Source organism: Pedobacter sp. SL55 (assembly GCF_026625705.1).
In the GTDB taxonomy this organism is placed as follows: Bacteria; Bacteroidota; Bacteroidia; order Sphingobacteriales; family Sphingobacteriaceae; genus Pedobacter.
In genome coordinates this window covers 912480-936054 of sequence record NZ_CP113059.1, presented here as the reverse complement: position 1 = coordinate 936054, position 23575 = coordinate 912480, and the positions used below count along the sequence as shown (strand labels likewise).

Annotated in this window: 26 protein-coding genes; 8 read left to right on the top strand and 18 right to left on the bottom strand. The window is 37.7% G+C overall.

The genetic code is table 11. The features are described from left to right. Positions 1–33: 33 nt before the first annotated feature. Positions 34–738 carry an esterase family protein gene (locus OVA16_RS04170; RefSeq protein ID WP_267763673.1) on the bottom strand — a complete coding sequence of 235 codons (705 nt, stop codon included), beginning with the start codon at positions 736–738 and terminating at the stop codon, positions 34–36. 241 nt (positions 739–979) lie between these two features. On the opposite strand from OVA16_RS04170, the gene OVA16_RS04165 reads away from it, so the two are divergent. Then, a complete protein-coding gene (locus tag OVA16_RS04165) occupies positions 980–1696 on the top strand; it encodes an alpha/beta hydrolase (protein ID WP_420712334.1) in 717 nt (238 codons plus the stop codon). Between the two features lie 4 nt (positions 1697–1700). On the opposite strand, the gene OVA16_RS04160 is transcribed toward OVA16_RS04165, so the two are convergent. Next, positions 1701–2516: an anti-sigma factor gene (locus tag OVA16_RS04160; protein WP_267763672.1), complete on the bottom strand. Its 816-nt coding sequence runs from the start codon at positions 2514–2516 to the stop codon at positions 1701–1703. Positions 2517–2519: 3 nt separating this feature from the next. Continuing rightward, entirely contained in the window at positions 2520–3071 is a 552-nt protein-coding gene (locus OVA16_RS04155) for an RNA polymerase sigma factor (RefSeq protein WP_267763671.1), read from the bottom strand. Between the two features lie 337 nt (positions 3072–3408). On the opposite strand from OVA16_RS04155, the gene OVA16_RS04150 reads away from it, so the two are divergent. Then, a complete protein-coding gene (locus OVA16_RS04150; protein ID WP_267763670.1) occupies positions 3409–3981 on the top strand; it encodes a fasciclin domain-containing protein in 573 nt (190 codons plus the stop codon). 256 nt (positions 3982–4237) lie between these two features. Next, on the top strand, positions 4238–4687 hold the full coding sequence (locus OVA16_RS04145; RefSeq protein ID WP_267763668.1) for a VOC family protein: 450 nt from the start codon (positions 4238–4240) through the stop codon (positions 4685–4687). A gap of 9 nt (positions 4688–4696) precedes the next feature. Here OVA16_RS04145 and bla read toward each other — a convergent pair whose 3' ends face one another. Both bla and OVA16_RS04135 read right to left on the bottom strand, forming a co-directional pair. Next, the gene (gene bla, locus OVA16_RS04140; protein WP_267763667.1) at positions 4697–5455 is read right to left on the bottom strand and encodes a subclass B1 metallo-beta-lactamase; all 759 of its coding nucleotides are present in this window, start codon (positions 5453–5455) and stop codon (positions 4697–4699) included. Positions 5456–5751: 296 nt separating this feature from the next. Then, positions 5752–6504, bottom strand: a complete 753-nt coding sequence (locus tag OVA16_RS04135; protein WP_267763666.1) for a carbonic anhydrase family protein — start codon at positions 6502–6504, stop codon at positions 5752–5754. A 538-nt stretch (positions 6505–7042) separates the two neighbouring features. On the opposite strand from OVA16_RS04135, the gene typA reads away from it, so the two are divergent. Then, a complete protein-coding gene (gene typA / locus OVA16_RS04130; RefSeq protein WP_267763665.1) occupies positions 7043–8851 on the top strand; it encodes a translational GTPase TypA in 1809 nt (602 codons plus the stop codon). A 211-nt stretch (positions 8852–9062) separates the two neighbouring features. Here typA and OVA16_RS04125 read toward each other — a convergent pair whose 3' ends face one another. The 4 genes from OVA16_RS04125 to OVA16_RS04110 all read right to left on the bottom strand — a co-directional run bounded on the left by OVA16_RS04125 (position 9063) and on the right by OVA16_RS04110 (position 11804). Then, the gene (locus OVA16_RS04125; RefSeq protein ID WP_267763663.1) at positions 9063–9476 is read right to left on the bottom strand and encodes an energy transducer TonB; all 414 of its coding nucleotides are present in this window, start codon (positions 9474–9476) and stop codon (positions 9063–9065) included. A gap of 11 nt (positions 9477–9487) precedes the next feature. Next, complete coding sequence (locus tag OVA16_RS04120) at positions 9488–10042, bottom strand: energy transducer TonB (protein ID WP_267765342.1); 555 nt, start codon at positions 10040–10042, stop codon at positions 9488–9490. Positions 10043–10584: 542 nt separating this feature from the next. Next, on the bottom strand, positions 10585–11430 hold the full coding sequence (locus OVA16_RS04115; protein WP_267763662.1) for a M56 family metallopeptidase: 846 nt from the start codon (positions 11428–11430) through the stop codon (positions 10585–10587). Further along, positions 11427–11804, bottom strand: a complete 378-nt coding sequence (locus tag OVA16_RS04110; RefSeq protein ID WP_267763661.1) for a BlaI/MecI/CopY family transcriptional regulator — start codon at positions 11802–11804, stop codon at positions 11427–11429. The genes OVA16_RS04115 and OVA16_RS04110 overlap by 4 nt, the downstream gene beginning before the upstream one ends. Positions 11805–12143: 339 nt before the next feature. On the opposite strand from OVA16_RS04110, the gene OVA16_RS04105 reads away from it, so the two are divergent. Beyond that, positions 12144–13550, top strand: coding sequence for an MBL fold metallo-hydrolase RNA specificity domain-containing protein (locus tag OVA16_RS04105; RefSeq protein ID WP_267763660.1), 1407 nt, complete (start codon positions 12144–12146; stop codon positions 13548–13550). A 78-nt stretch (positions 13551–13628) separates the two neighbouring features. On the opposite strand, the gene OVA16_RS04100 is transcribed toward OVA16_RS04105, so the two are convergent. Continuing rightward, positions 13629–15206, bottom strand: a complete 1578-nt coding sequence (locus tag OVA16_RS04100) for a M28 family metallopeptidase (protein ID WP_267763659.1) — start codon at positions 15204–15206, stop codon at positions 13629–13631. A 99-nt stretch (positions 15207–15305) separates the two neighbouring features. On the opposite strand from OVA16_RS04100, the gene OVA16_RS04095 reads away from it, so the two are divergent. Further along, positions 15306–16664, top strand: coding sequence for a M20/M25/M40 family metallo-hydrolase (locus OVA16_RS04095; protein WP_267763657.1), 1359 nt, complete (start codon positions 15306–15308; stop codon positions 16662–16664). A 138-nt stretch (positions 16665–16802) separates the two neighbouring features. On the opposite strand, the gene OVA16_RS04090 is transcribed toward OVA16_RS04095, so the two are convergent. The 5 genes from OVA16_RS04090 to OVA16_RS04070 all read right to left on the bottom strand — a co-directional run bounded on the left by OVA16_RS04090 (position 16803) and on the right by OVA16_RS04070 (position 19330). Next, entirely contained in the window at positions 16803–16958 is a 156-nt protein-coding gene (locus OVA16_RS04090; protein WP_267763656.1) for a type II toxin-antitoxin system RelE/ParE family toxin, read from the bottom strand. A gap of 2 nt (positions 16959–16960) precedes the next feature. Then, positions 16961–17164: a DUF2683 family protein gene (locus OVA16_RS04085; protein WP_267763655.1), complete on the bottom strand. Its 204-nt coding sequence runs from the start codon at positions 17162–17164 to the stop codon at positions 16961–16963. Positions 17165–17309: 145 nt separating this feature from the next. Further along, positions 17310–18107, bottom strand: a complete 798-nt coding sequence (locus OVA16_RS04080) for an ABC transporter permease (protein ID WP_267763654.1) — start codon at positions 18105–18107, stop codon at positions 17310–17312. A gap of 138 nt (positions 18108–18245) precedes the next feature. Further along, entirely contained in the window at positions 18246–19154 is a 909-nt protein-coding gene (locus OVA16_RS04075; protein ID WP_267763653.1) for an ABC transporter ATP-binding protein, read from the bottom strand. Positions 19155–19156: 2 nt separating this feature from the next. After that, complete coding sequence (locus OVA16_RS04070; RefSeq protein WP_267763652.1) at positions 19157–19330, bottom strand: hypothetical protein; 174 nt, start codon at positions 19328–19330, stop codon at positions 19157–19159. A 262-nt stretch (positions 19331–19592) separates the two neighbouring features. Here OVA16_RS04070 and OVA16_RS04065 point away from each other — a divergent pair, with 262 nt between their 5' ends. Continuing rightward, the gene (locus tag OVA16_RS04065; RefSeq protein WP_267763651.1) at positions 19593–20630 is read left to right on the top strand and encodes a sensor histidine kinase; all 1038 of its coding nucleotides are present in this window, start codon (positions 19593–19595) and stop codon (positions 20628–20630) included. Next, the gene (locus OVA16_RS04060) at positions 20627–21370 is read left to right on the top strand and encodes a LytR/AlgR family response regulator transcription factor (protein WP_267763649.1); all 744 of its coding nucleotides are present in this window, start codon (positions 20627–20629) and stop codon (positions 21368–21370) included. Before OVA16_RS04065 ends, OVA16_RS04060 begins: the two co-directional genes overlap by 4 nt. 76 nt (positions 21371–21446) lie before the next feature. On the opposite strand, the gene OVA16_RS04055 is transcribed toward OVA16_RS04060, so the two are convergent. The 3 genes from OVA16_RS04055 to OVA16_RS04045 all read right to left on the bottom strand — a co-directional run bounded on the left by OVA16_RS04055 (position 21447) and on the right by OVA16_RS04045 (position 23467). Further along, on the bottom strand, positions 21447–21986 hold the full coding sequence (locus OVA16_RS04055) for a dihydrofolate reductase family protein (RefSeq protein ID WP_267763648.1): 540 nt from the start codon (positions 21984–21986) through the stop codon (positions 21447–21449). A gap of 136 nt (positions 21987–22122) precedes the next feature. Continuing rightward, positions 22123–22860 (bottom strand): lysophospholipid acyltransferase family protein, encoded by a 738-nt coding sequence (locus OVA16_RS04050; protein ID WP_267763647.1) that lies wholly within the window; start codon positions 22858–22860, stop codon positions 22123–22125. 52 nt (positions 22861–22912) lie between these two features. Then, positions 22913–23467: an NUDIX domain-containing protein gene (locus tag OVA16_RS04045; protein ID WP_267763645.1), complete on the bottom strand. Its 555-nt coding sequence runs from the start codon at positions 23465–23467 to the stop codon at positions 22913–22915. Positions 23468–23575 lie beyond the last annotated feature (108 nt).

Below are 23575 nucleotides of genomic sequence, written 5' to 3'. Positions count from 1 at the left end.
TTGTTTTAGTACGCTTACTGATACCTGACCACTTTATAATTGATAAATGTATTCTGGGAACATATCTCGCCATACTGGCCAGTCGTGGTCGGCATTTGGTCTAATATCCAGCCAATGCTGTATACCTTTTTGGTGTAAAATGCCAGACATGCGCTCGTTGTCGGGTCTACAGATATCTCTATCGGCTGTGCCCAGTACTATTTTCATTTGCCAAAGTTCGGGATTAATGTTGTTAGGTAGGTAGTCTACAGGGTTGTTAAAGTACACCTCATCGTTGTAAAATCCATCTAATTGTCCAGTAATATCAAAAGCGCCACTTAGGCTAAACAGGTGGCTAACTGCCCAAGGGTGGCGAAAGGCGAAATTAGCCGCATGGTAACCGCCAAAGCTACAGCCTGCAGTAATTACCTTTTCTTTGCCGGTTTGGCTTTTTGCTAGAGGCAGCAGCTCTTCTAATAAAAATTTATCGTACCAAATGTGGTTTTTTACCCGCTCTGCCGGATGGATATGCTTGTTGTACCAGCTCAAAGAATCGATACTATCGGGGCAATAAATCCTAATTTTGCCTTCGTTAATGAAATTTTGTACCGAATCGATTAATTTGAAATCCTTGTTTTCATAGTAACGGCCCATACTTGTTGGAAATAGGATAATTGGGTGGCCACTATGACCGAAGACGAGGGTTTCTATCTCTTTATTTAAATTGGGACTATGCCATTTGTGTAATTCTTCTATCATGGGTATAATGTTTAGACGACTTAAGATAAGTAAATCATTATCAACAACAAAAATATCTGAGAAATATTTTTTGCCGCTTAAATGCAATAGAGGGTTGCCTGTTTTTTAGGATAATGGTAACTTTGCAACAGAATTGGAGAGAAGTGTTTTTTTCTTCTGAAACCTTATTGCATCTGTTATCAAAACTACCTATCAAATAAAATCGAAATTTCTTCAACGTAATGTTGATATAGACATATATGTGCCTGATAATTTATTGGGGAACGAAAAAGTAAACCTCTTATTAGTAAATGATGGGCAAGATTTGGCTCAAATGGGTTTAGATCAATCGCTTTCATCGTTATACGAAAAGTGGAAGATTGAACCTACAGTAGCTGTTGGAATTAGTGCTGGCCAAGAACGTTTACAAGAATATGGCATAGCTAACCGGCCCGACTTTAAGAACAGGGGCAGCAAGGCGCATTTGTATACCAGTTTTATTGTTGAAGAGCTATTGCCTTTTATTGATAAGGAAGTGAACGTTAATATTAGCGGTAAGAAGGCTTTTGCTGGTTTCTCGCTAGGTGGCTTAACGGCCTTTGATATTGCTTGGCACCATAGCACTGTTTTTGATTTGGTTGGTGTTTTTTCTGGCTCGTTTTGGTGGCGTAAAAAAGATTTGAGCGATGGTTACACTGATGACGATCGTATTCTACATGAAATGCTGAAAGAAAGTTCGGCAAAGCCAGCACTCAAGTTTTGGCTAATGACTGGTACTGACGATGAAAAAGCGGACCGCAACCAAAACTTTATTATCGATTCTATTGACGATACAGTTGATGTAGTTAAAGAACTGCTAAAAAAGGGCTATCAACGTCCGTCGGATATTTTTTATTACGAAATGGTTGGAGGGAAGCATGATGTGCCTACATGGGGGAAGGCTTTTCCTAAATTTTTGGAATGGGCTTTCGCTAAATAAAAGGCTAAACTTTGCCCATCACGTACATATTCTCCATAGTAGGAGAGGCTACTCCGCCACGTTTCTCTAATGTAATTGCGAAAGCTTGCGCTGCACTTACGGCAATCATTTGTTGCATTGCTTTTTCAGAGTTTTGATCGTATACGCCCAAACTTACCGGTTTACCTTCTACAATTGCCCATAATTGATATTGTTGATCTTTAGGAGCCATTGGCAAATTCTCTAAAGTAAGGTAGACAGCATTAGAATTTTGCTCAAAATATACCATGGCTTTCATATCTGGGTGTTTTTCTACACCAAGTAGTGGAATTGTTCTAACGCCAGGGTTACTTGCCATATCCCATTTGCTTTTCAGGTTTTGGTAAGCTAAATCGGTTGTTTTTTGATTTTGAGACAATGCTGCTAATTGAGCATTGATGCTATTTTTATTGTGGTTTAGGTAAAAGTTAAGAGAAATGCTAGCTACCAATAGAACACTTGCCGCAGCGGCAAACCATTTTAAGGTTGCTTTGCTATTATCTATACTTTGTGTTGGATAAAGAGGTGTGGCAATTGTTTCTGGTTGTTGTGTTGCAGTAATTGGCTGTTCTCGATTTTCGTCTGAAATTTTAGCCCATATCGCAGATTTTAATGCCGGTGGTGGGGCAATAGCCTCCCTAGTGGCAAAATCCTCTAAGGTTTCTTGCGCATCTATAATGGCCTGCTGTACTTCTGGATTGTTTTTTCTAACACAATCCAAAATGCTGATTTCTTCCTCAGAAGCAAATCCCATTACATAGGCCTCTATAATTCCTGACGATATGTATTCTTTAATATCCAATTCTTATCGGTAGTCTTTTAACAATCTTTTCAACTCAATTAACGCATTTCTGGTTCTAGTTTTAATTGTGCCAATAGGGATATCAAGCCTTTCGGCAATTTCTTGCTGCGTATATCCCTTAAAGTAGGCTAATTCAATCAATTCTCGCCAATCAGACTTTAATTGAGCTAATATATCTTTCATTCCAATATGGTCAACATTTAATGCTGTAGCATACTGCTCGCTTTCATTTACGAATTCTGGAATGGTTTGGTTTTTTTGTTGGTTTTGATAGCCTTTAGAACGTACGTAATCTATAGCTGTATTTCTTGCTAAGTTAATCATCCACGTATATAAACGTCCTTTTTCAGGGTCAAATTGTACAATGTTTTTCCAAATTTTCACAAAAACATCTTGTATAATTTCATCTGCATATTCCTTTTCGCTTACTACTTTGGTAATGATACCATATATAGCTCCAGCATAATTATCGTACAAATAATTAAAACCTTTTTCGTCTTGCTTTAATAACAAAGCGACAATTTCTTGTTCGGATAGCTTGATCTGGACGTTCAAAAATTTAAATGCTTAAAAACAAAAATAGAAAAATATATGATACACAAACAATTAAATATGCATTTGGTTTTGTATCGATTTCCTTTCCCGTAAAAAAAAGATTTTTTGAAAAAAAGTATAAAAATAAAATCCAGAGATAAATCTATTCTCGTAGATGCGGTTATAAAAATCATGAAACCATCGAGAACTTGGCTTTTCTAACTAGAAATAAACTCTTGAGCGGTTCATAACCATTAAATTAATTAAATTATGAAATAGCCATGATTGCCGAAATACCAACAAAAAAGAATACAATCTGGCTATTCCATTTCACAACTAAAAACAAAATTAAAAACGTATGAAAAAGTTAACAAAAATTGTAGTACTGGGCGTATGCTCATTAAGTGTAATGTTCGCAAGCGTAGACGTAGCACAAGCGCAAAACAAACAAAAAACAGTAATGGTTGGAGGAGCGGCAATATACCCAACTAAAAACATCGTAGAAAATGCTGTAAACTCTAAAGACCATACCACCTTGGTTGCAGCAGTAAAAGCAGCAGGTTTAGTAGAAACTTTATCTTCTAACGGGCCATTTACCGTATTTGCACCAACTAATGCTGCTTTTAATAAATTGCCAAAAGGAACTGTAGAAACTTTAGTAAAGCCAGAAAATAAGGCAATGTTGACTAAAATTTTAACCTACCATGTATTAGCAGGTAATTACAGTGCAAAGGATGTTTGGGCCGCAGTTAAGAAAGGAAATGGTAAAGCAACCATGAAAACTGTTGAAGGTGGTAACTTAACTTTCTGGACTAAAGGAAAAGACTTATATGTAAGAGATGCAAAAGGTGCTGATGCTAAAGTTACCATTGCTGATGTAAACCAATCTAACGGCGTAATCCATGTAATTGATGCGGTGTTAATGCCATAGTTTTCGTTTTAATGTTATAGTTGATTAGCCCAAGTTTTTTATACTTGGGCTTTTTTATGATTTTTTTAAAGCGATATATAATAAAGTTTCAATGAATGAGTTTATATATCTGAGAGCGTTAATTTAGATGGCGGGGACAAGGCGGTATGCTAAGTCCCCGTTTCTTTTATTGCAAAATTTCATTCATAGATTTTCTTGATAAACTGATTGAAAGAAGTGATTTTCTTAGCCTAGGTGTTAGATGTAACTTCGTTTCATGATTAAAGGATTATTTGAAACGCACATCTTTGTAGAGGATCTAGAAAGGTCTATCGATTTTTATAAAAACGTATTGGGGTTAATTAAATGCGGTTATAATGATGAGCGTAGAGTAGCTTTCTTTTGGATTGGCGAGCCCAAAGGTGCAATGTTAGGTTTGTGGGAAAAGCCAAAAGAAGAAATAGATATTCGTCATTTTGCTTTTAGATGCGAGTTAGATGATGTGCTGAATAAATCGGTAGCATTTTTAAAAGAACGCAGCCTACAGCCTTACAATTTTTTAAAAGATGGAACTGAAAAGCCGATGGTTTTTGCCTGGATGCCGGCAGTGGCCATTTACTTTAAAGATCCCGATGGACATGACTTGGAATTTATTGCTATGCTAGAAGGAGAAGGAAAACTGGAATTAGGTGTAATTAGCTATGAAGAGTGGTTGAAGCTGAGTTAATAAATAGTTTTACTGTTTCTCGAATAAGCGGATGGTGTAGTCCAACAATTTTTTATCGCCTCGTTCGCCATGGCCCGGAACAATGATTTGAACTTTTGGATATTCCTTTCTTATTTTTTCTACAGTTGTTGGCCAGGCAGAAACATTGGCATCGCCGAGAAAGCCTTTTGTGGCATCTATCTCTTTGATTAAGCAGCCGCCAAACATTAACTGTTCGCTAGGAAAATAACCTATTACATTGTCTCTAGTATGGCCTTCTCCAAAGAATTTTACGGTAACATGCTTTGCGCCCAGTTTAAGATTGAGCGATTTGTTGAAGCTATTTTGAGGAACCGTAAAGTTTTTCGCTTTAGCAAAAGCAATAGTTTTAAAATAGGCGTAAGATGGAATACCATTTTCATGGAAAGCTTTTAAACCACCCAAGCAATCATCATGGAAATGAGTTGGTATAACCGCATTGATTTTACAGTTTAGTTTTTCCGTAATCCACTTGATCAATTCCTCTGCGCCTTTATCGTTAGTGGGTGTATCGAAAATAATGGTTTCATTGCCATCTTTAGCAATTAGCCCATTGCAGGGAACCTTTCCAAAATCGTTGGTTTGGAGGTAGGAGGTGTGTTCAAAAGCATTGTCTGAAATTTGAGTTACTGTTAAATCATTGGTTTTGTAGACAATTTTCGGAAAAAACCTTTCGACTTTTTGCGAACCACAATTAACAATGCAAAAAAGCAAACAGACGGTAATTAAGAATTGCGCAGTAGTATTCATGTACCCTTGGATTTATTCTTGCTAAAGTTAGTAAGAATATGAGCTAAATGATGGCATGTGCAGTTGAAAAGTGATTAAAATCGGTCTGTTTTTAAGTATAGTGAAAGGAGACTAAATGTTCTCATGTATGCATAGAGCGCTCCAGGTTGTAAAATTTAGTGTATGTTTTGTTTATAAAAAATGACAGCCACAGCAGCTTTATGTTTCTTTTGCGAATTGAGCACTTCGGTTTTTCTTTTAGGCTTACTGATCCGAAGGGAAACGCTAAACCAGCTATGGCGTCATGGCATCGGTTGTTATTTGATGAATTCAAGCGTGCCGTCTGTTAACCTGTAAAAGGCACCAACAATTTTAATTTCGCCTTTGCTTTCCATTTCTTTAAGTATGGGGCTTTTTTCGTGAATTTGTTGGATAGCGTGTTTGATGTTGTTTTCTGAAACATGTTTTACAAATTCATCATTCTTTGATGTTTTTTGTCCGATAAAATCTTGGCTCATGGCTACGGCCGGCTTTATTTTCGTCAACATAGCGGTAATGTTTCCTAGTTTAACATCGTCTATTGCGCCTTTTACGGCACCACAATGTTGGTGTCCCATTACTAAGATTAGTTTTGCTCCTGCAACTTTGCAAGCAAATTCCATACTGCCTAAAAGGTCTTCGTTAACAAAATTTCCGGCAACACGACCCACAAAAATATCGCCAAGACCTTGGTCAAAAACATCTTCAACAGGTACCCGGCTATCAAGACAGCTTAACACAACTGCTTTTGGGAACTGCCCTGGAGCAGATTTTCTGGCTTGCTCGCTGTGGTCTCTAATGGTGGTTTGCCCGCTTTGAAAACGTTTATTGCCATCAATAAATTCCTTCAAAACGGCATCGGGTGTAAGCTTTTCTTGCTCTTCTTTTGTCATTACATGAGAAACTATTTGTTTTGCCTCGTTTGTTTGTAATGCATTGTTACTATGGTTTTCTGTTTGGTTACTGCTATTACACGCAAACAGCATTGCTGCCAATACAGCCATCGGGGTAATTTGATGTTTAAGTTCCATGTTTTTTAGATTGTTGCCTACTTTGTAAAACGGTGTTCGGCTAGTCCGTGATATTGTTTTGTGTAGTCATTGCTAAAAACGATAGTTGCTAAAAAATTATTCGACAATTATGAGTAGATATACACTAAAAGCCTGTGTGTACTAAATTATATTTTTGCAAGTATCTTTGTTTTTGGTTAAAGCGGTTTTACAAAACTATGATAGAGCTGTAAGTTTTGTTTGCTGATAATGAAGTAGGTTGTTGTATTTACGCTATAAATGAATGTTTGCCTAAGGTGGTGTTTTAGAAGATAAAGGATCAAAAAGGTGTTGATGCCGTGGTTAATTTGTTTTGGTTTAAAAGTCCTTTTAAAGACCGATGGCTAGAAATGAATCGATTTTTAATCTAAGCGAATAAAAAACAGGTCCAAGCCAGACCTATGGTAACCTACTACCAATGCAATTGATTTACAAAAACTTAACAGCTTTTAATATGCTTTTTGCTTTTTGCTTTCAGCTTTTTTAGCTACCTTTGCGCCCTTAAATACAATCGCATAAAATGCAAAAGATAAGAAACATAGCTATTATAGCCCACGTAGACCATGGTAAAACCACTACGGTAGACAAAATTTTACATGCCTGTTCTATTTTTCGTGATAACGAGCAAACTGGAGATTTAATTCTAGATAACAATGATTTAGAGCGTGAGCGTGGTATTACCATCGTGTCTAAAAACGTTTCGGTAAAATATAAAGATGTTAAAATTAACATTATCGATACTCCTGGTCACGCCGATTTTGGTGGCGAGGTAGAGCGTGTATTGAAAATGGCTGATGGCGTGCTTTTACTTTGTGATGCTTTTGAAGGTGCCATGCCGCAAACGCGTTTCGTAACGCAAAAAGCTTTGGCTTTAGGCTTAAAACCAATTGTGGTTGTAAACAAAGTTGATAAAGAAAACTGTCGCCCAGAGGAAGTTTACGAGCAAATTTTTGAGTTGTTCTTTAACTTAGAAGCTACAGAAGAGCAGTTAGATTTCCCTGTAATTTACGGTTCGTCTAAAAACGGTTGGATGAGCACTGATTATACCAAACCAACTGATAACTTTTTCCCATTGTTAGACGCTATTGTAGAGCATATTCCAGCAGCGCCAATTAACGATGGTACTTTACAAATGCAAATTACTTCGTTAGATTATTCTTCTTTCGTAGGTCGTATTGCAATTGGACGTGTACACAGAGGCACAATTAAAGAAAACCAACCAGTAACGTTAATTAAACGTGATGGTAAATTGGTTAAATCTAGAGTAAAAGAATTATACACTTTTGAAGGTTTAGGTAAAGTTAGAACTACAGAAGTTAAATCTGGAGATATTTGCGCTGTTGTTGGTATTGATGGGTTTGATATTGGCGATACCATTGCTGATTTTGAGGCACCAGAACAATTACCGGTAATTAGCATTGATGAGCCAACAATGAATATGTTGTTTACTATCAATAACTCGCCTTTCTTTGGTAAAGAAGGTAAGTTGGTTACCTCTCAACGTATCAAAGATCGTTTGATGAAAGAGATGGAGAAAAACTTGGCGTTGAAAGTTGTGGAAACTCAAGGCGCAGATTCATGGTTGGTTTACGGCCGCGGTATTCTTCACTTATCTGTATTAATCGAAACTATGCGTCGTGAAGGTTACGAATTGCAGGTAGGTCAACCTCAGGTAATTGTGAAAGAAATTGATGGTAAAAAACACGAGCCAGTTGAAACTTTAATTGTAGATGTACCTGGCGATGTTGCTGGTAAAGTAATTGAATTGGTAACGCAACGTAAAGGCGAGTTGTTAATTATGGAGCCAAAAGGCGATTTACAACACTTAGAATTCGAAATCCCATCTCGTGGTATCATCGGTTTACGTAACAACGTATTAACTGCTACTGCTGGTGAGGCGATTATGGCACACCGTTTTAAAGCTTACGAGCCTTGGAAGGGCACTATTCCTGGTCGTTTAAATGGCGTGTTGATCTCTATGGATAAAGGTACAACCACTGCTTATTCTATTGATAAATTACAAGATAGAGGTCGTTTCTTCGTAGATCCGGGTGTAGATATTTATGAAGGACAGATTTTGGGCGAGCACATTCGTGATAACGACTTGGTAATTAACATTGTTAAGGGAAAAGCGTTAACCAACATGCGTGCTTCTGGTACAGATGATAATACCCGTATTGCGCCTGCAATTAAATTCTCATTAGAAGAATGTATGGAATATATCCAAGCCGACGAGTATATTGAGGTTACGCCTGCAAGTATCCGTTTACGTAAAATCTTTTTAACAGAGAATGAGCGCAAAATAAAAGGCAAGCAATTTCAATCTTAGTTAGCAAATTGCGTGCTGCTTAGACAAGGCTTTCGCTGCTATCGTTTAAAGCTTTGTCTAAGCCTGTAAATGGTTGTATGCTAGCATAGTAAATTCGGAAAATTGAAATTAATTATTTAACTTTAGTTGTCCGAGACACAGGAGTTATTACAAAGCCCTCTAGACTTTTTTGTCGAGAGGGCTTTTGTATTCGTATTTGTGTGTAATTAATTTATTTTTTAGCACTATTGGTAAACTTTACAGGGATATTGTATTTTACTCTAACTGGTTTTCCTTCTTTTGTTCCCGCTGCCCATTTAGGACTTAAGCCTAAAACTCTTTCTGCTTCTTGGTCTGTGCCTGCACCCAGTCCTCTAACGGTTTTAACGTTGCTAACCGAGCCATCTTTTTCTATAATAAAAGAAACAAAAACGGTTCCTTGCACATTTGTTTTTTTAGCTTGTTCGGGGTATTTCATGTTTTCGCCCAAAAACTTGTAAAATGCGGCCATTCCACCCGGAAATTTTGGTGGGTTTTCCATCGCTACAAAAGAGTAAATTTTATCTTCGGCGGTAGGCATTGTTTGTGCTTTACTAAAGCTAATTCCTAGCAGCATTATTAATACTATTACTATTGTTTTTTTCATTTTACGGCGATTTAATTTTTAGCAGGGCTTATAGTAATTGCCTTTGGAGCTTTTTTAGTAACAATGATAATAACCCCGTGTACCGCTTTTTCGCCATATAAGGCCAATGTGCTGGCATCTTTAAGTACAGTTATCGATTCGATTTCTTTAGGGTCTAATTCTTTGATGTCTTTTTCGTAAGGTTTGCCATCTAAAATATAAAGCGGGGTTTTATCCGTAAGGAAAGTAGATCCCTTTAAAAAGCTGTTGGTATCCACACGTTCGCCTAGTATTTTGCTTTTAGTTGCCGTGCCTTTATTGTTTAAGTTAAACCTAATGGGTAAGTTATATTTTACTCTTACCGGTTTCCCATCCATTAGCCCGGGATTCCATTTTCTGCTTAATTTCAATACTCTTACCGCTTCCTCGTCTGCGCCATAGCCAAGTTTTCGATCTATCTTAATATCCATTAGCGAGCCATCTTTTTCTACAGTAAACGAAACAAACACAACGCCTTGAATCTCTTCTTTCTTAGCTTCTTCAGGATATTTAATCGTTTCGCCTAAAAATTGATAAAATTTGCTCATACCTCCCGGATAGGTTGGTGGTGTTTCCATCGAAACAAAACCGTAAATGGTATTGTCATCGCCTGTCGTTTTAGCCGCATAGCCCATAATAGTAATGGTATTTAAGGCGGTATAGCCAGCCTGTCTTTTAGCTTCTTCGTTTAATATGGGTGTAGCAGCGCCGTTTAACCGGTGCTCAATGCGTATGCTATATTTTCCGTTGCTAAAAACCTCTGAATTAAATGCTCTTAATACTTTAGTGATTTCTTCGTCGGTGCCAAATCCTAATTTCGGATTAATGGTAATACTGGTTATTTTTTTATCGTATACAATAAAGTTTACAATTAAATTTCCTTGTACATTATTTGCTTGCGCTTCTTTACTATACCTTGCATTGTCTGCCAAAAATTTATAAAATTTTTCTATACCGCCCTCGTTTAGCATTTTCGGTTCAGGCAATTTTACCGTTGGCTTGGCAACAACTACTTCTAAAGCTTTTTCTTGTGGCGTATTTACGGTTTCGGTAACTACCTTTTCTAGTTCTTCAAAAGGTACTTGCTCGGCTACGGCCAAAATCTGCTCATTTTCTTTAACAGTTGCCGAAGACAGCAATAGTGCTGCGGCAAATAACGGCACAACAACACCATATTTGATGATTGCCGTTTTTCTTGATCTTTCTTTGTACAACATAAAAATTCTTTTTTAATCATTGATTTTTTAAAGAAACCGTTGGTTAACGAATTTACATTTACACCAAAAGCTTGATTTAGCAAAAGCATAGAGTAGGCCTCCTTGTCACCTTGAAATTCGGCTGCAGCTTGGTCGGCTAAATACTCGTGAATGTTTTTAATGGTTTCTTTGTATAAATAAACGATGGGGTTAAACCAAGTAATAATGGCTAAGAGCTCAAAGAAAACAACATCTAGCGTATGTAGCTGCTTAATGTGGATGTCTTCGTGATGGTTTACTGTGGCTGCTTCTGGTAAATTTTCGGCAACTACTTTCTTGTTCCAAAACGAAAAAGCTAAACCACTTTTAATGCCTTTAAACATTTTTTTAACGGCCACTAGCTGTAGCGTAAATCGGATAAGAAAAAATGCTACGCCCAGTAAGTACACCAATACAACCAATGCTGCCCAGCTAAACTGTTGCTCATTATCGGTACTTGTGCTGGTAGCTACCATAAACTGATTAATTTGCTCAACCTGCACATAAATCTGCTGACTTACCTCTTGTTTGCTAAACCAATCTATTTTCATAAATGGAATAGTTAAGGCAAAAAGCCCAGAGCCAACTAGATAAATCCTGTTTAAAATAAAATAGGTTTCTTTGGCTAGTAAAAGCCTATAAAAGGCGTAAAATACAACCAAATAAATGTTAACCTGTAATAAATAGTGCGACCAACTCATTTTGGTTTGTTTTTAAATTTGTTAATCATTTTTAAGATCTCGTCAACATCACTCAAGTCGAGTTTTTCTTCTTTTACGAAAAAAGAAAACATACTTTCTACACTGTTTTCGAAATAGTTGCCCAACAGCTTTTCCGTAGCATGTCTTTTGTACTCTTCTTTAGAAATTAATGGATGGTATTTGTGTGCTTTTCCAAAAGCTTCGTGACCAATAAAGCCTTTTACTTCTAAAATGCGGATAATGGTAGAAACCGTGTTGTATGCAGGTTTTGGGTCTGGCAGCTGATCGATAACTTCCTTTACAAAAGCGCTTTCCAATTGCCATAAAACTTGCATAATTTGCTCTTCTGCCTTAGTTAAATCTTTAATTTCCATTTTTTGATGTTGTTTTTTAAGTTCTTGCCTTGCAAAGCGCTGAACTAGTTTTAGATATCTAACACTAATCTATAACTAATATTTTAGTTTTCAAAATTTTTAATGATTTATTTTGGTTAAGCCACAGGACTTGTTCCGAATACGCGATGCAAAAATGAATTAATATTCAATGACCAATCCCTAATAACTAATAAACCAATAACCATAAAGCAAAACGATTCAAAGATCACCGCTAGGGTCGGGATGAAAGGTTGTTGGAGAACTTTCGGACTTTGCCGACTTTCACACTAATGAACTAACAATCCAAACTTTTTGCTATCATTGATTAAAAATCTAACTATGAAAATATCTTTTCACGGCGCTGCTAGAAACGTTACCGGAAGTAAACACCTAATTACGCTCAATAACGGAACAAAAATTTTGTTAGACTGCGGCATGTTCCAAGGAATGGGACAGGAGACGGAAGAACTTAACGAAAATTTCGGTTTTAATCCTGCAGAAGTAGATTTACTAGTGCTTTCTCATGCGCATATTGATCATAGCGGTTTAATTCCACGTTTGGTTGCGCAAGGCTTTAAAGGAAAGATTTATGGAACATCGGCCACTAGAGAATTGGCAAAAATTTTACTGTTAGATTCTGCCAAAATTCAGGCTGGAGATTTAAAATATAAAAATAAGAAATTAGCTAAACGAGGCTTGCCCTTAGAAGAGGCACTTTACGAAGAGGCCGATGCACTAAAAGCGATTAGTCTTTTTGAGGTGGTGCCTTACCATAAGGAAATTGTAATTGCCGAGGGTGTTACGCTTCAATTTTTTGATGCTGGGCATATCATAGGCAGTGCATCGGTGTATTTGCAGATTACCGAAAATGGGAATACAACGAGTTTGAGCTTTAGTGGTGATGTTGGTCAGTATGGAGACTTGTTGTTACGAGCACCACAGCCTTTTCCGCAGGCAGATTATATTTTGCTAGAATCTACGTACGGAGATAAGCTACACAAAGATGCCCAACCTACGGCAAAGGCTCTGCTAGATGTGGTAGTTAAAACCTGCGTAGAGAAGAAAGGAAAAGTGATTATCCCTGCTTTTAGCGTGGGAAGAACGCAGGAAATTCTACATGTGCTCAGCAATTTAGACTTAGAAGATCGTTTGCCAAAAGTAAATGTTTATGTTGATAGTCCACTCTCGGCCAAGGCCACTGCCATTGTAGAAAACCACGCAGAAGGTTTTAATAACGAAGTTTTGGATATCATGAAGATTGATGACAACCCTTTTGATTTTGAACACTTACATTACGTAGAAAGTGCCGAAGAGTCTATTGCCCTTAATGCCAACCCAGAACCTTGTATCATTATATCTGCCTCTGGTATGGCCGAAGCTGGTAGGGTAAAACACCATATCAAAAATTGTATCGGCCATGCTAAAAATACTATTTTATTGGTGGGTTATTGCGAACCAAATTCTTTGGGTGGCAGGCTAAAGAATGGAGCTAAAGAAGTGGGCATTTTTGGCGATAGATTTGAGGTGCAGGCTGAGGTGCAGAGTATACAATCTATGAGTGCGCATGGCGATTATAATGATTTGCTACAGTTTCTCTCTGGCCAAGATGCCAGCAAAGTGAAGAAAATATTTTTGGTACACGGCGAGTATGAGGTGCAACAAGTTTTTAAGGAAAAACTTCACGCCGCTGGTTTTGCAAATGTAGAGATACCTGATAGGCACCAAGCTTTTGAATTGTCTTTTTGAGTTTGTAATTAAAAAACCACATAGACACATAGTTCTTTATTTCAAGAATATGTGTCTGTGTGGTTAAAATATTAATTCCTAGTTACGAGGAGCCACTGGCTTAGGTAATTCTTTACGAGGTATTTTTTGGGCACGCTCAGAAGTGTGATATACAAACGAAGCGATGATGGTTGCCGATTTCTTCAAATCATCTTCTACCAATCTATCGTAAGTATCTTGGTTAGTGTGATGCGTACGGGTATTGTAATCCATTGGATCTTGGATAAACTGGAAACCTGGCAAGCCAACGGCATCGTAAGCTTGGTGGTCGGTACCGCCAGTGTTGTTAATGGTTACGGTTTTGGCGCCTAAATCTGCAAATGGGTTTAACCAAGCTTGGAAAATATCTCTAGCTGCCGCATTGCCTTGTAAATAAATACCGCGAACGGCACCAGTTCCGTTATCTAAGTTGTAGTAAGCGCTTAATTTGTGGTGCTCTGGTAACAACTCCATCTTGGTAGGGTCTGCAAAATGTTTCTTCACGTAGCCTCTTGAGCCGTATAGCCCTTGTTCTTCGGCATCCCAAAGTGCAATTCTGATGGTCCTTTTCGGTTTAAAATCAATAGCTTTTAAAATACGCATTACCTCAATCATTACAATAGAACCAGCAGCATTATCTGTTGCCCCAGTTCCAGAGTGCCACGAATCGAAGTGCGCCCCTAACATTACAATTTCATCTTTCAATTTTTTATCTGTACCCGGAATTTCGGCAATTACATTATATCCCTTGGCGTCGTCAGCGTAGAAAGTAGTTTTTACTTCTGCCTCTACTTCTACTTTTTGCCCAGCACGCAGTAAACGTAAAATATGCAAGAAATCTTCTGCCGATACTTCCAATTCAGGATTAACTGGTTTGGCATCCATTGCATAAGAAGCACCATTGCTGGTAAAGAAAGTGCCGTAGTTACCACGAGCGTAAGTTAAAATTAAGCCTACTTTTTCTTGTAATAACATCTCGTTAATGGCAACTCTGTTTTGACGCATACGCATCATCATGGCCATTTGGTTGTTGCCACCACGTCCACCTCTGCCTTGCCCCGGAGCCGCAGGTTCTGCCGCAGCCATTTCTGCTAGTTTTTCATCAGTGTGGCGGGTAACATCTGGTGTGTACGAATTTTTTAATGGTTGCACCATAACCGATTCGATTACCACAATTTTACCAGCTAATTTGCCTTTGTATTTTTCTAAATCGGTTACAGTATCTGCTTTAATTAAAACCACTTCAGATTTAATTGGGCCGTTGGTGCCTGGTGTCCAAGCTTTAGGGTAACCAATAATGGGTCTGTAAAATGGTGCGGTAGTAGCGGCATAGTATCTTTCTACCGACCAGCCTTTACCAAAATCGCCCCAAGTTTCTTGTTTGGCATTTTTTAAACCCAAGTCGGTAAAGTATTTTACAGCCCAGTCTCTTCCCTTTTTTATACCTGGAGAATTGGCTAAACGAGGGCCAATTACATCTGTAATTTGGAAAGCAATGTCCATTACTTTCGAGTTTTCTAATCCTTCTTTTCTAATTTTCTGTACCGCATCTGCATTAACTGGTTCTTGTGCCCAAGTTTGCATTGTACTCATAGAAAATGCGATGGCTAATGCGCCAATGGTAAATTTCTTTATCATAAATGATTTGTTTAGGTTAAGTAACAATATGGTGTGAATTTACAGCTAATGCGAAAAACTTGTAACTTTCTATTCAGAATTTTACAAGCTATACTTAAGATGAAATACCTAAAACAAACCATTGCCATTTGTCTATGTTTTTTTGCGATTAAAACTAGCTACGCTCAAAAAACAGAGATAAAAGATCCCGCTATTGTATCGATGTTAAATGAAGTTTCGGCAGCTAATTTGGAAACATTGGTGCGGAAAATGGTCTCATTCCATACAAGGCACACACTTAGCGATACGCTAAGTAAGACCAAGGGAGTTGGGGCTGCTAGAAATTGGATTAAAAGTGAGTTTGAAAAATATGCAGCAGAAAGCGGCGGACGACTACAAGTTTCCTTTGACACTTTTACGCAGCCAGCCGATGGCCGTAGAATTAAGGAGCCAGTAGTTTTGAAAAATGTGATGGCCGTTTTACCAGGCTCAGATCCTACAGACAAACGGATGCTCATGGTTTCTGGGCATTACGATTCTAGAGTTACCGATGTAATGAATATCAAAGATTTTGCACCAGGCGCTAACGACGATGCTTCTGGTGTTGCCGCGGTAATGGAAATGGCTCGTATCATGAGCAAACATCAGTTTAGCAGCACCTTGGTTTTTGTAGCTTTTGTGGGCGAAGAGCAAGGTTTGTACGGGGCTGCTAATTTGGCCAAACGAGCCAAGGCAGAAGGCTGGAACGTGCATTTGCTAATGAATAATGATATTGTTGGCAACTCTTACGGGATGGAAACCGATATTAAAGACAACAAGAGTGTGCGTGTTTTTAGCGAAGGTGTTTCTGCTTTAGAAACGCCTGCCCAAGCCGCAGCACGGTTAGCTGCGGGTACCGAAAATGATGGTAATGCCCGCCAAGCGGCTAGGTACATTAAAGAAGTGGCAGAGCGATACATAGATCAGCTAGAAGTAAAACTGATTTACCGTAGAGATCGCTTTTTGCGTGGTGGCGATCATACTTCTTTTTCGCAACAGGGATTTACCGCTGTTCGAATTACGGAAATGAACGAAGATTTTAATCGCCAACACCAAGATGTGAGAACAGAAAATGGTTTTAAGTTTGGTGATTTGCCTGAATATGTAGATTACAACTATTTACAAAAAGTAACTAGGATGAATATGGCGGTAATGGCTAATTTGGCACTATCAACCCAAGAACCCGAAAATGTGGGTGTAGTAACTTCGGGCTTAACCAATAAAACAACTTTGAAATGGGACGCTCCGAAAGGAAAATTGCCTTATGGCTATTATGTTTTAATGAGGGAAACTACCAGCCCATTTTGGGAACGTAAATTTTTTGTGAAAGACAACCAGACTGTTTTAAACTATTCGAAGGATAATTACTTTTTTGGCGTACAATCCGTGGATGAAAATGGGCACGAGAGTTTGGTGGTTATTCCAAAACCGGTAAGGTAAAACACAAACAAAAATATTTACAATGCTTCTTGTCTGTTGTCCCAAAAATAGAGTAGCCATATCTCTTGCTCACGAATTTCATAAAATAGGCTAGACTGTGGTGTAATTACCGCCTTTCTAACATTCTGTAACAGGGTTTCAGGAAACATTTGCGGCATCGAAGCTATTGAAATCAATAATTTCTTCGTTTTTTTTGATAAAATTTTTCGAGGCTGAGACTCCCCAATTGTTGATGATAAAGTTGATGATCGAATCGAAAGTTTCCTCTGCTTGTGGAGACCAAACTATTTGCATTACTACTTGTCGTATTTTTTAAATACTTCTTCCGATGTCTTTCCTAAGCCATTTTTGAGTTGCTCTTGTCCTTTTTTAATTCCCTCTACAACATGCGCAGGAATAGGCTCTCCCTTTCTTTTTTCATAAGGTACAGCTAAAGCTTTTAAGAAAGCCTTTAATGCTTTTTCCTGTGATTTATTGGGATGTACAAGATAAGTTTCCATTTTTAGCTCTTGATGATAAACAAATTTAATAAAAATTCATCTAGAAATTAAATGTTTCCGTATTAGGCGCTTATGCTTAAATCTGGAGGATAAACAAAAAAGGCGGTAACCAGCCGCCTCCATTATTAACTAAACTAAAAAATCTTTATTTGATATTCCTTTTGGAGAGGATAAAATAACCTGCAATAAATAGCACGGCGGCATAAGCTAAACTTACCCATATTTCTTGCGTAAAAATGGGTAAATCTTCTGGTCTCGAATTTTTACTTCCTTCGGCAGCCCTAAGTGCTAAAGTAGGGGCGCTGTAGGGAATTAAATAAGCATGTTTCCAACCCACGTTAGCTGTAATAATACCTGCAATGGTTCCTATGAAACCAATGCCCATTGGCTTTAAAAAATCGCTCCAAATTAAGCTCAACACAAATTGGATGGAAAGGATACCTAAAGAAGCTAAGAAAAGCTTGCCGTAAAAGCGAGTGAGTATGATGGCCGGGTCGTAATCCTTAAAAGTATATTTGGGAACCAATGCCTGTAATAAATATCCACTGGCGTAGGTAAGTATTGGGAAAAGTAAAATGCAAATGAGCAAGAGCATTGCAGCATACATGTATTTGGCCGCGTAAATAGAAAATTTATTTAAAGGCTGCGAGAACAAGGTTTTCCAAGTATCGTTTTTGTGCTCAATGTTGTTGACAGAAAATGCCATAAACATCACGTAAAAAGGCAAAATTAGCATGCCCATTACGCCCAAAGCAGCACTGCTGTATTTGAACCAAAGTACCATGCCAGGGTAGTTGTATTTCAATATTTTCTCGGAACTGCTATAATAACCAAAGGCAATTAAGCCGCAAATTACTACCGGAACAATAATGGCTGCCCAAAACGCTAAAGTTTTGCGGGATTTATAAAACTCTGATTGTAGTGAGATAAAAAATGATCGCATGTTATTGGTTGGTTAGTTTTTTGGATGTTTGGTTTTTTGGAAATTGGTGCTTGATTATTAGATGTTTGGTTGGTTAGTTTTTTGGTTTTTGGTTTTTGGAAATTGGTGCTTGATTATTGGTCATTTCTCCTTGTAGTTTTAATTCTTCGATGTGATATCCAAAAACAAATTTTCTAGGTCTTTTTTATCGGTTTTGATACTGTAAACAGTTACTCCATTTTGTACCAATAAGGTATTTAGCTTGCCCATGTCGGCTTTACCGGTATAGGTAATATGTATATTTCCTTCTTCCTCACTAATGACTTCTGCTCCGTTGCTACTTAATATATTGGTAGCTGCTGCTTGGTCATCTACTTCTATTTTGATAGATGGCTTGCTTAAATCTTGTAACTCGTTAATGGTACCTTGAAAAAGCATTTCGCCTTTGTTGATGATACCCACGTGGGTAGCCGTTCTTTCAATTTCTGCCAACAAATGGCTTGATACGAGTATGGTTTTGCCATGTTTGCTGGTCAATTCAACCATCAGGTTTCTAATTTCTATAATGCCATTGGGGTCTAAGCCATTGGTAGGTTCATCTAGCAGCAAAAGTTCTGGATCGGCAATTAAAGCTAGTGCAATGCCCAAGCGTTGTTTCATGCCCAACGAGTATTTGCCAGCTTTTTTGGTGGCAGCTTCGGTTAGGCCAACTAAGGCAAGCATTTCATCAGCTTTGCTTTTGTTGATGCCTAAAAGTATGCAACGGTTAATTAGGTTTTCTTTGCCACTTAAATGTGCGTAAATAGCAGGTTGTTCTACCAAAGAACCCATTTTGCCTAAACAGGCAATGCGGTTGTGGTTAAGCTCTTGGCCAAATATAAAAACAGTATCTGCTGGAGATTGTAATAGGTTAAGTAAAATCTTAATGGTAGTAGTTTTACCTGCGCCATTAGGACCTAAAAAGCCATAAATACTTCCTTTAGGTACTTGTAGTGATAAATTCTTAACTACCACTTGTGAGCCAAAATGATGATTAAGCCCAACTGTTTCTATGGCAAACCTGCTCATCTTTATTTCAAGATTGTTGTTGCGGCTTTAACAATAGAAGTAGTTTTAGAGGTAGTTTTTACCAAGCCTTCTTCGCTAGCGTTATTGTTTGCGTTAGTAGTAAAAGCAAATAACATTACCACAAATACAGGTACTAATAAAAGTAAGAAAGGCGATACGTTGGTTAACTTTTTCATGATTTTAAGGTTTTAAGTTTACTGCTTTGCACATTGGCCTATGGCTTTTTGCGTTTTGCTTGAACAAATAGAATAATTCTTTAAAACCTGTGAAAATGTTTTAGACCAAGAGCAAAATATCCTAGATAAACGGTAAAAATGCCTGTTTGTCGAATAAATGGGCTAAATTGCCCATTCGTAGAAAAAAAATGCCCGTTGGTCGAAAGTGCTTGGTAGCAATTAGGCTTATAGGTAGTTTAGAAATTAAGTTTCTACAAATGATATGAAAAATAGTAGCAGAGCATCGTTAATTTTAAATTGCATATTCTGGGGGGTAATAGGGCTATTGGTTGCTGCTTCTTTTATTTTCTCGTCTAGAGAACATAGTTTAAAAGAACACGTAATAGATTACCTCGTATTTGGCTCCATTAACGTAGCTGTATTTTACATTAACTACATCGTACTAATTCCAGAGCTCATAAAAAAACGCAAGCAATATTTATGGTATGTAGTTTGTTTCGTTTTACTAATTGCAGCCAGTACTGGTATAAAAACAGTGGTAGCTATGCTAAACCCAGAGTTGGTGTTGCAGTATACTTCTGATGATGGTAAAATTCATAACATATCTACCGCAAACTACGTTGTTACGGTAGTTTTTATTGCAGGTTTCTTTTTGGTTTCGAGTAGTATCATCAAATTTGCTGTAGATTGGTTTTCTAATGAACGTATCCAACGTAATTTAGAAAGCGAGAAGAAAGATATGGAATTGCAGTTTTTAAAATCGCAGCTCAACCCACATTTCTTATTCAATTCCTTAAATAATATCTACTCTTTGGCCTATCAAAAATCTGATAAAACGGCCGATGCAATTTTAAAACTTTCTGAAATTATGCGCTATATGATTTACGAAAGTAACGATAGCTGGGTAAGTTTAGATAAGGAAGTGGAATACGTAGAAAGTTATGTAGAGCTGCAAAAGCTAAGATTTAAAGACGGTGCTGCGGTAGAAATTACCATTAATGGCGTAATTGATGGACAAAAAATAGTTCCGCTAATTTTGATCTCCTTTGTAGAAAATGCTTTTAAACATGGTGTAGCTAACGATACCGAAGACCCAATTAGAATTAATATTATCGCTAACCAGAAAATTTTGCATTTTAGCGTAACTAATAAGAAAAACACAACCAACAAAGATGCTGTTGGCGGTGTTGGCTTGAATAATGTTGAAAGAAGGTTGCAGTTGTTGTATCCAGAGCGATATAAGCTTAATATTGTGAATACGCCAACCCATTACACCACAGAACTAATGCTTGATTTATGATTTTAAAATGTATTGCCGTTGATGATGAGCCGCTAGCGCTCGATATTATTGCCGATTATGTAGCTAAAGTGCCTTTTTTAGAATTGGTAAAACGTACCGAAAATGCGATAGAGGCCATGCAGTTGGTGCAGGAGGGTAACATAGATTTGGTTTTCTTGGATATCCAAATGCCAGAGTTAACAGGCATACAGTTTTTAAAAATTGCAGGTAACAAAGCCAGTTACATTTTAACCACCGCCTATTCGCAATATGCTTTAGAAAGCTATGATTTGAATGTGTCGGATTACCTGTTGAAACCAATTGCTTTCGATAGGTTTTATAAAGCAGTAGAAAAAGTTCGTAACCAGCATCAAAAGCAAGAAGCAGCGGTTGCCGTACCTACACCCGAGCCTATTTCGGCACCGACTAGCGCAGCACCAATACAAGATTTTATCTTCGTTAAAACCGAGCACAAAATCCAGAAAATAGAATTAGATGATATTCTCTACATCGAAGGATTAAAAGACTATATCTCTATCTTTACCAAAAATGAGCGTGTAATTACGCTGCAAAACATGAAAAAGATGGAAGAAACTTTGCCCAAAGGAGATTTCATTAGGGTGCACAAATCTTACATTATTGCAGTAGATAAAATTGAAAGCATAGAGCGTAGTCGTATTGCCATTGCTGGTAAAACCATCCCAGTAGGAGATACTTATAGAGATGCGTTTTTTAAGTTGATTGACGCAAAGAACGTTTAGTTAAACCGGGATTCCTTTGACATCAGATAATGCACAGAAGGATAGTGCTCAATTAATTTGTTATTTGATGTAAAAATTATTGCTTGTTTTTTCGCTTATAATGCAGTTGGGCCAATCCCGTTGTAAATGTTTTAGCAGTTATAAATTCAAGAGCTTGCTCAGGTCTTCTATCTTTAAAAAGTTTGGTTCCTTCTCCTAATAAAATTGGTATTATCGAAATAATGAACTCGTCTATTAAATCGTGCTTCAAGAGTTCGTTTATTACTTCTGAGCCGCCATCACAATAAATGTTTTTCCCTTTTTCAGACTTCAACTGTTTAGCCAACTCGGCTATATTTCCCGTATAAAAAATGGTTCTGCCTACTCGCTGTCTTTCTGTTCTTGTTATAACGTAAACATCTCTTTCTCCGTTTTCATAGTAAGATGAGCCTATTTCTTTAACTACGTAATCATAGGTTTTTCGGCCAATAATTAATGTATCGATGTTGTCTGTAAATTGCGCATATCCATAGTCTTCGCCTTCTTTTTCAACAAGTTTTAAAAAACTAAGGTCGTCATTAGGCTTTGCAATGTAACCGTCTAAACTCATGGCAATAAAAAGACATATTTTTCGCATGGTTTTAAAATTTTAATTTTTAAATAAAGTTTTTTAGAAAACAATTTCTTTCTTCTGTTGGCTTTTTCTTGATAGAGAGTTTTCGGAAGATCTTACCTTAAGAGGCAATATAATTATTAGAAGCATTAGGCCTATTCTAATTCTGCCCAATCTGTTGCTTAATTGCGTTCTCTGCTTGTAAAACTAACTCTTCTGCATTTTTATCGCCTCTTTCTATTGGCGCTAACACCGTCCATTTTAAAGGTAATAGTGCATTTAATGGGTAAGTGCCATTACGCACCACACGCCACGAGTTTCCTATCGCCACAGGCACGAGCAAAGCATTAGGAACAATTTTTAACAGTGTTGCTATACCACCCACTTGAAAAGGTTTCATTTTACCGTCTTTAGCTCTAGTGCCTTCTGCAAAAATTACCGTGCTCCAGTTTTTTTCATTCATTCTGCGGCCTAGTTTAATAATTTCGCCAATAGATTGCTTGCTGTCTTTGCGATCTATGTTTGCGCCACCGCCATATTTTAGGTTAAAAGAAATAGACGGAATACCTTTAGTCAATTCAATTTTAGAAATAAACTTAGGATGATGTTTGCGTAAAAACCAAATTAAGCTCGGAATATCATACATGCTTTGGTGGTTGGCTACAAAAATAATAGGTCTATCAGTAGGTAGCTGCTGCTTATTTTTAAAGCTGATACCGTTAAGCAAAGTAAGCTGTGAATAGGTAAGGAAGAAGTTAAGTAAATCTACCGAACGTTTGTGGGCCGTGTAGCCAAACGCTTTGTAGCATATCCACTGTATGGGATGAAAAATGGCCAAAAACAAGCCAAACGTAAAATAAAATATGGGGGTTAATAGGTAGCCTAACAGCTTCTTCATTGACAGTATTTATAGATTTGCCTCAAAGTTACAAAGTTTTACGAACCTATAGCTAAATAGCGCCTTCTTGTAATAAAATATGCACTTTAAGAATAGCAGCCACGCTTATGCTATCGGTAATTTTACCAGCTAAAACCATTTGATAGGCTGCTGTAAAAGGTACTTTTTTTAGCTGTAACTCTTCGGTTTCTTCTGGCTCTGCCTGGCCCTGCGTTAAATCTTGAGCCAAGTAAATAATGGCTAATTCATCACTTACCGAATTGGAAAGGTGCATCCGCTGAATTTCGGTAAGCTTGCCCGCAATTAGGCCGGTTTCTTCTGCCAACTCTCTTTTGGCGCTCAATTCTGGGTTGGTGCCTACTGGGCCACCGCCCTCGGGTATTTCCCAGCTGTAGGCTTTAAGCGGGTAACGGTATTGGCCAACCAGCCAGGTGTTATTTTCATCATCCAAGGCCAAAATGCCAATGGCGATGTTTTTAAAATGCACTTCTCCGTAAATCCCATTTCCACCAGATGGATTAATTACCTGATGTTCGGTAACCTTAATCCAGTTGTTGTTGTATTTTTCTTGGCTACTTAGGGTTTGCCATGGGTTTTCTTCTGTCATTGTAGGAACTAGGGTTTAGGTATTAGTGAACTAGTTTTACAAAAGTAAGAAATTAAGAATTTGCCCTAGCTCTTTAATCTTTACTCCTTAATCCTTGCTCTTTGTTCC

Bases quoted from the DNA above. Each gene is read 5' to 3' on its own strand.
- OVA16_RS04170 (WP_267763673.1), bottom strand. From the start codon at position 738: ATGATAGAAGAATTACACAAATGGCATAGTCCCAATTTAAATAAAGAG.
- OVA16_RS04150 (WP_267763670.1), top strand. From the start codon at position 3,409: ATGAAAAAGTTAACAAAAATTGTAGTACTGGGCGTATGCTCATTAAGT.
- OVA16_RS04145 (WP_267763668.1), top strand. From the start codon at position 4,238: ATGATTAAAGGATTATTTGAAACGCACATCTTTGTAGAGGATCTAGAA.
- bla (WP_267763667.1), bottom strand. From the start codon at position 5,455: ATGAATACTACTGCGCAATTCTTAATTACCGTCTGTTTGCTTTTTTGC.
- OVA16_RS04135 (WP_267763666.1), bottom strand. From the start codon at position 6,504: ATGGAACTTAAACATCAAATTACCCCGATGGCTGTATTGGCAGCAATG.
- typA (WP_267763665.1), top strand. From the start codon at position 7,043: ATGCAAAAGATAAGAAACATAGCTATTATAGCCCACGTAGACCATGGT.
- OVA16_RS04125 (WP_267763663.1), bottom strand. From the start codon at position 9,476: ATGAAAAAAACAATAGTAATAGTATTAATAATGCTGCTAGGAATTAGC.
- OVA16_RS04120 (WP_267765342.1), bottom strand. From the start codon at position 10,042: ATGAGCAAATTTTATCAATTTTTAGGCGAAACGATTAAATATCCTGAA.
- OVA16_RS04115 (WP_267763662.1), bottom strand. From the start codon at position 11,430: ATGAGTTGGTCGCACTATTTATTACAGGTTAACATTTATTTGGTTGTA.
- OVA16_RS04110 (WP_267763661.1), bottom strand. From the start codon at position 11,804: ATGGAAATTAAAGATTTAACTAAGGCAGAAGAGCAAATTATGCAAGTT.
- OVA16_RS04105 (WP_267763660.1), top strand. From the start codon at position 12,144: ATGAAAATATCTTTTCACGGCGCTGCTAGAAACGTTACCGGAAGTAAA.
- OVA16_RS04100 (WP_267763659.1), bottom strand. From the start codon at position 15,206: ATGATAAAGAAATTTACCATTGGCGCATTAGCCATCGCATTTTCTATG.
- OVA16_RS04095 (WP_267763657.1), top strand. From the start codon at position 15,306: ATGAAATACCTAAAACAAACCATTGCCATTTGTCTATGTTTTTTTGCG.
- OVA16_RS04090 (WP_267763656.1), bottom strand. From the start codon at position 16,958: ATGCAAATAGTTTGGTCTCCACAAGCAGAGGAAACTTTCGATTCGATC.
- OVA16_RS04085 (WP_267763655.1), bottom strand. From the start codon at position 17,164: ATGGAAACTTATCTTGTACATCCCAATAAATCACAGGAAAAAGCATTA.
- OVA16_RS04080 (WP_267763654.1), bottom strand. From the start codon at position 18,107: ATGCGATCATTTTTTATCTCACTACAATCAGAGTTTTATAAATCCCGC.
- OVA16_RS04075 (WP_267763653.1), bottom strand. From the start codon at position 19,154: ATGAGCAGGTTTGCCATAGAAACAGTTGGGCTTAATCATCATTTTGGC.
- OVA16_RS04070 (WP_267763652.1), bottom strand. From the start codon at position 19,330: ATGAAAAAGTTAACCAACGTATCGCCTTTCTTACTTTTATTAGTACCT.
- OVA16_RS04065 (WP_267763651.1), top strand. From the start codon at position 19,593: ATGAAAAATAGTAGCAGAGCATCGTTAATTTTAAATTGCATATTCTGG.
- OVA16_RS04060 (WP_267763649.1), top strand. From the start codon at position 20,627: ATGATTTTAAAATGTATTGCCGTTGATGATGAGCCGCTAGCGCTCGAT.
- OVA16_RS04055 (WP_267763648.1), bottom strand. From the start codon at position 21,986: ATGCGAAAAATATGTCTTTTTATTGCCATGAGTTTAGACGGTTACATT.
- OVA16_RS04050 (WP_267763647.1), bottom strand. From the start codon at position 22,860: ATGAAGAAGCTGTTAGGCTACCTATTAACCCCCATATTTTATTTTACG.
- OVA16_RS04045 (WP_267763645.1), bottom strand. From the start codon at position 23,467: ATGACAGAAGAAAACCCATGGCAAACCCTAAGTAGCCAAGAAAAATAC.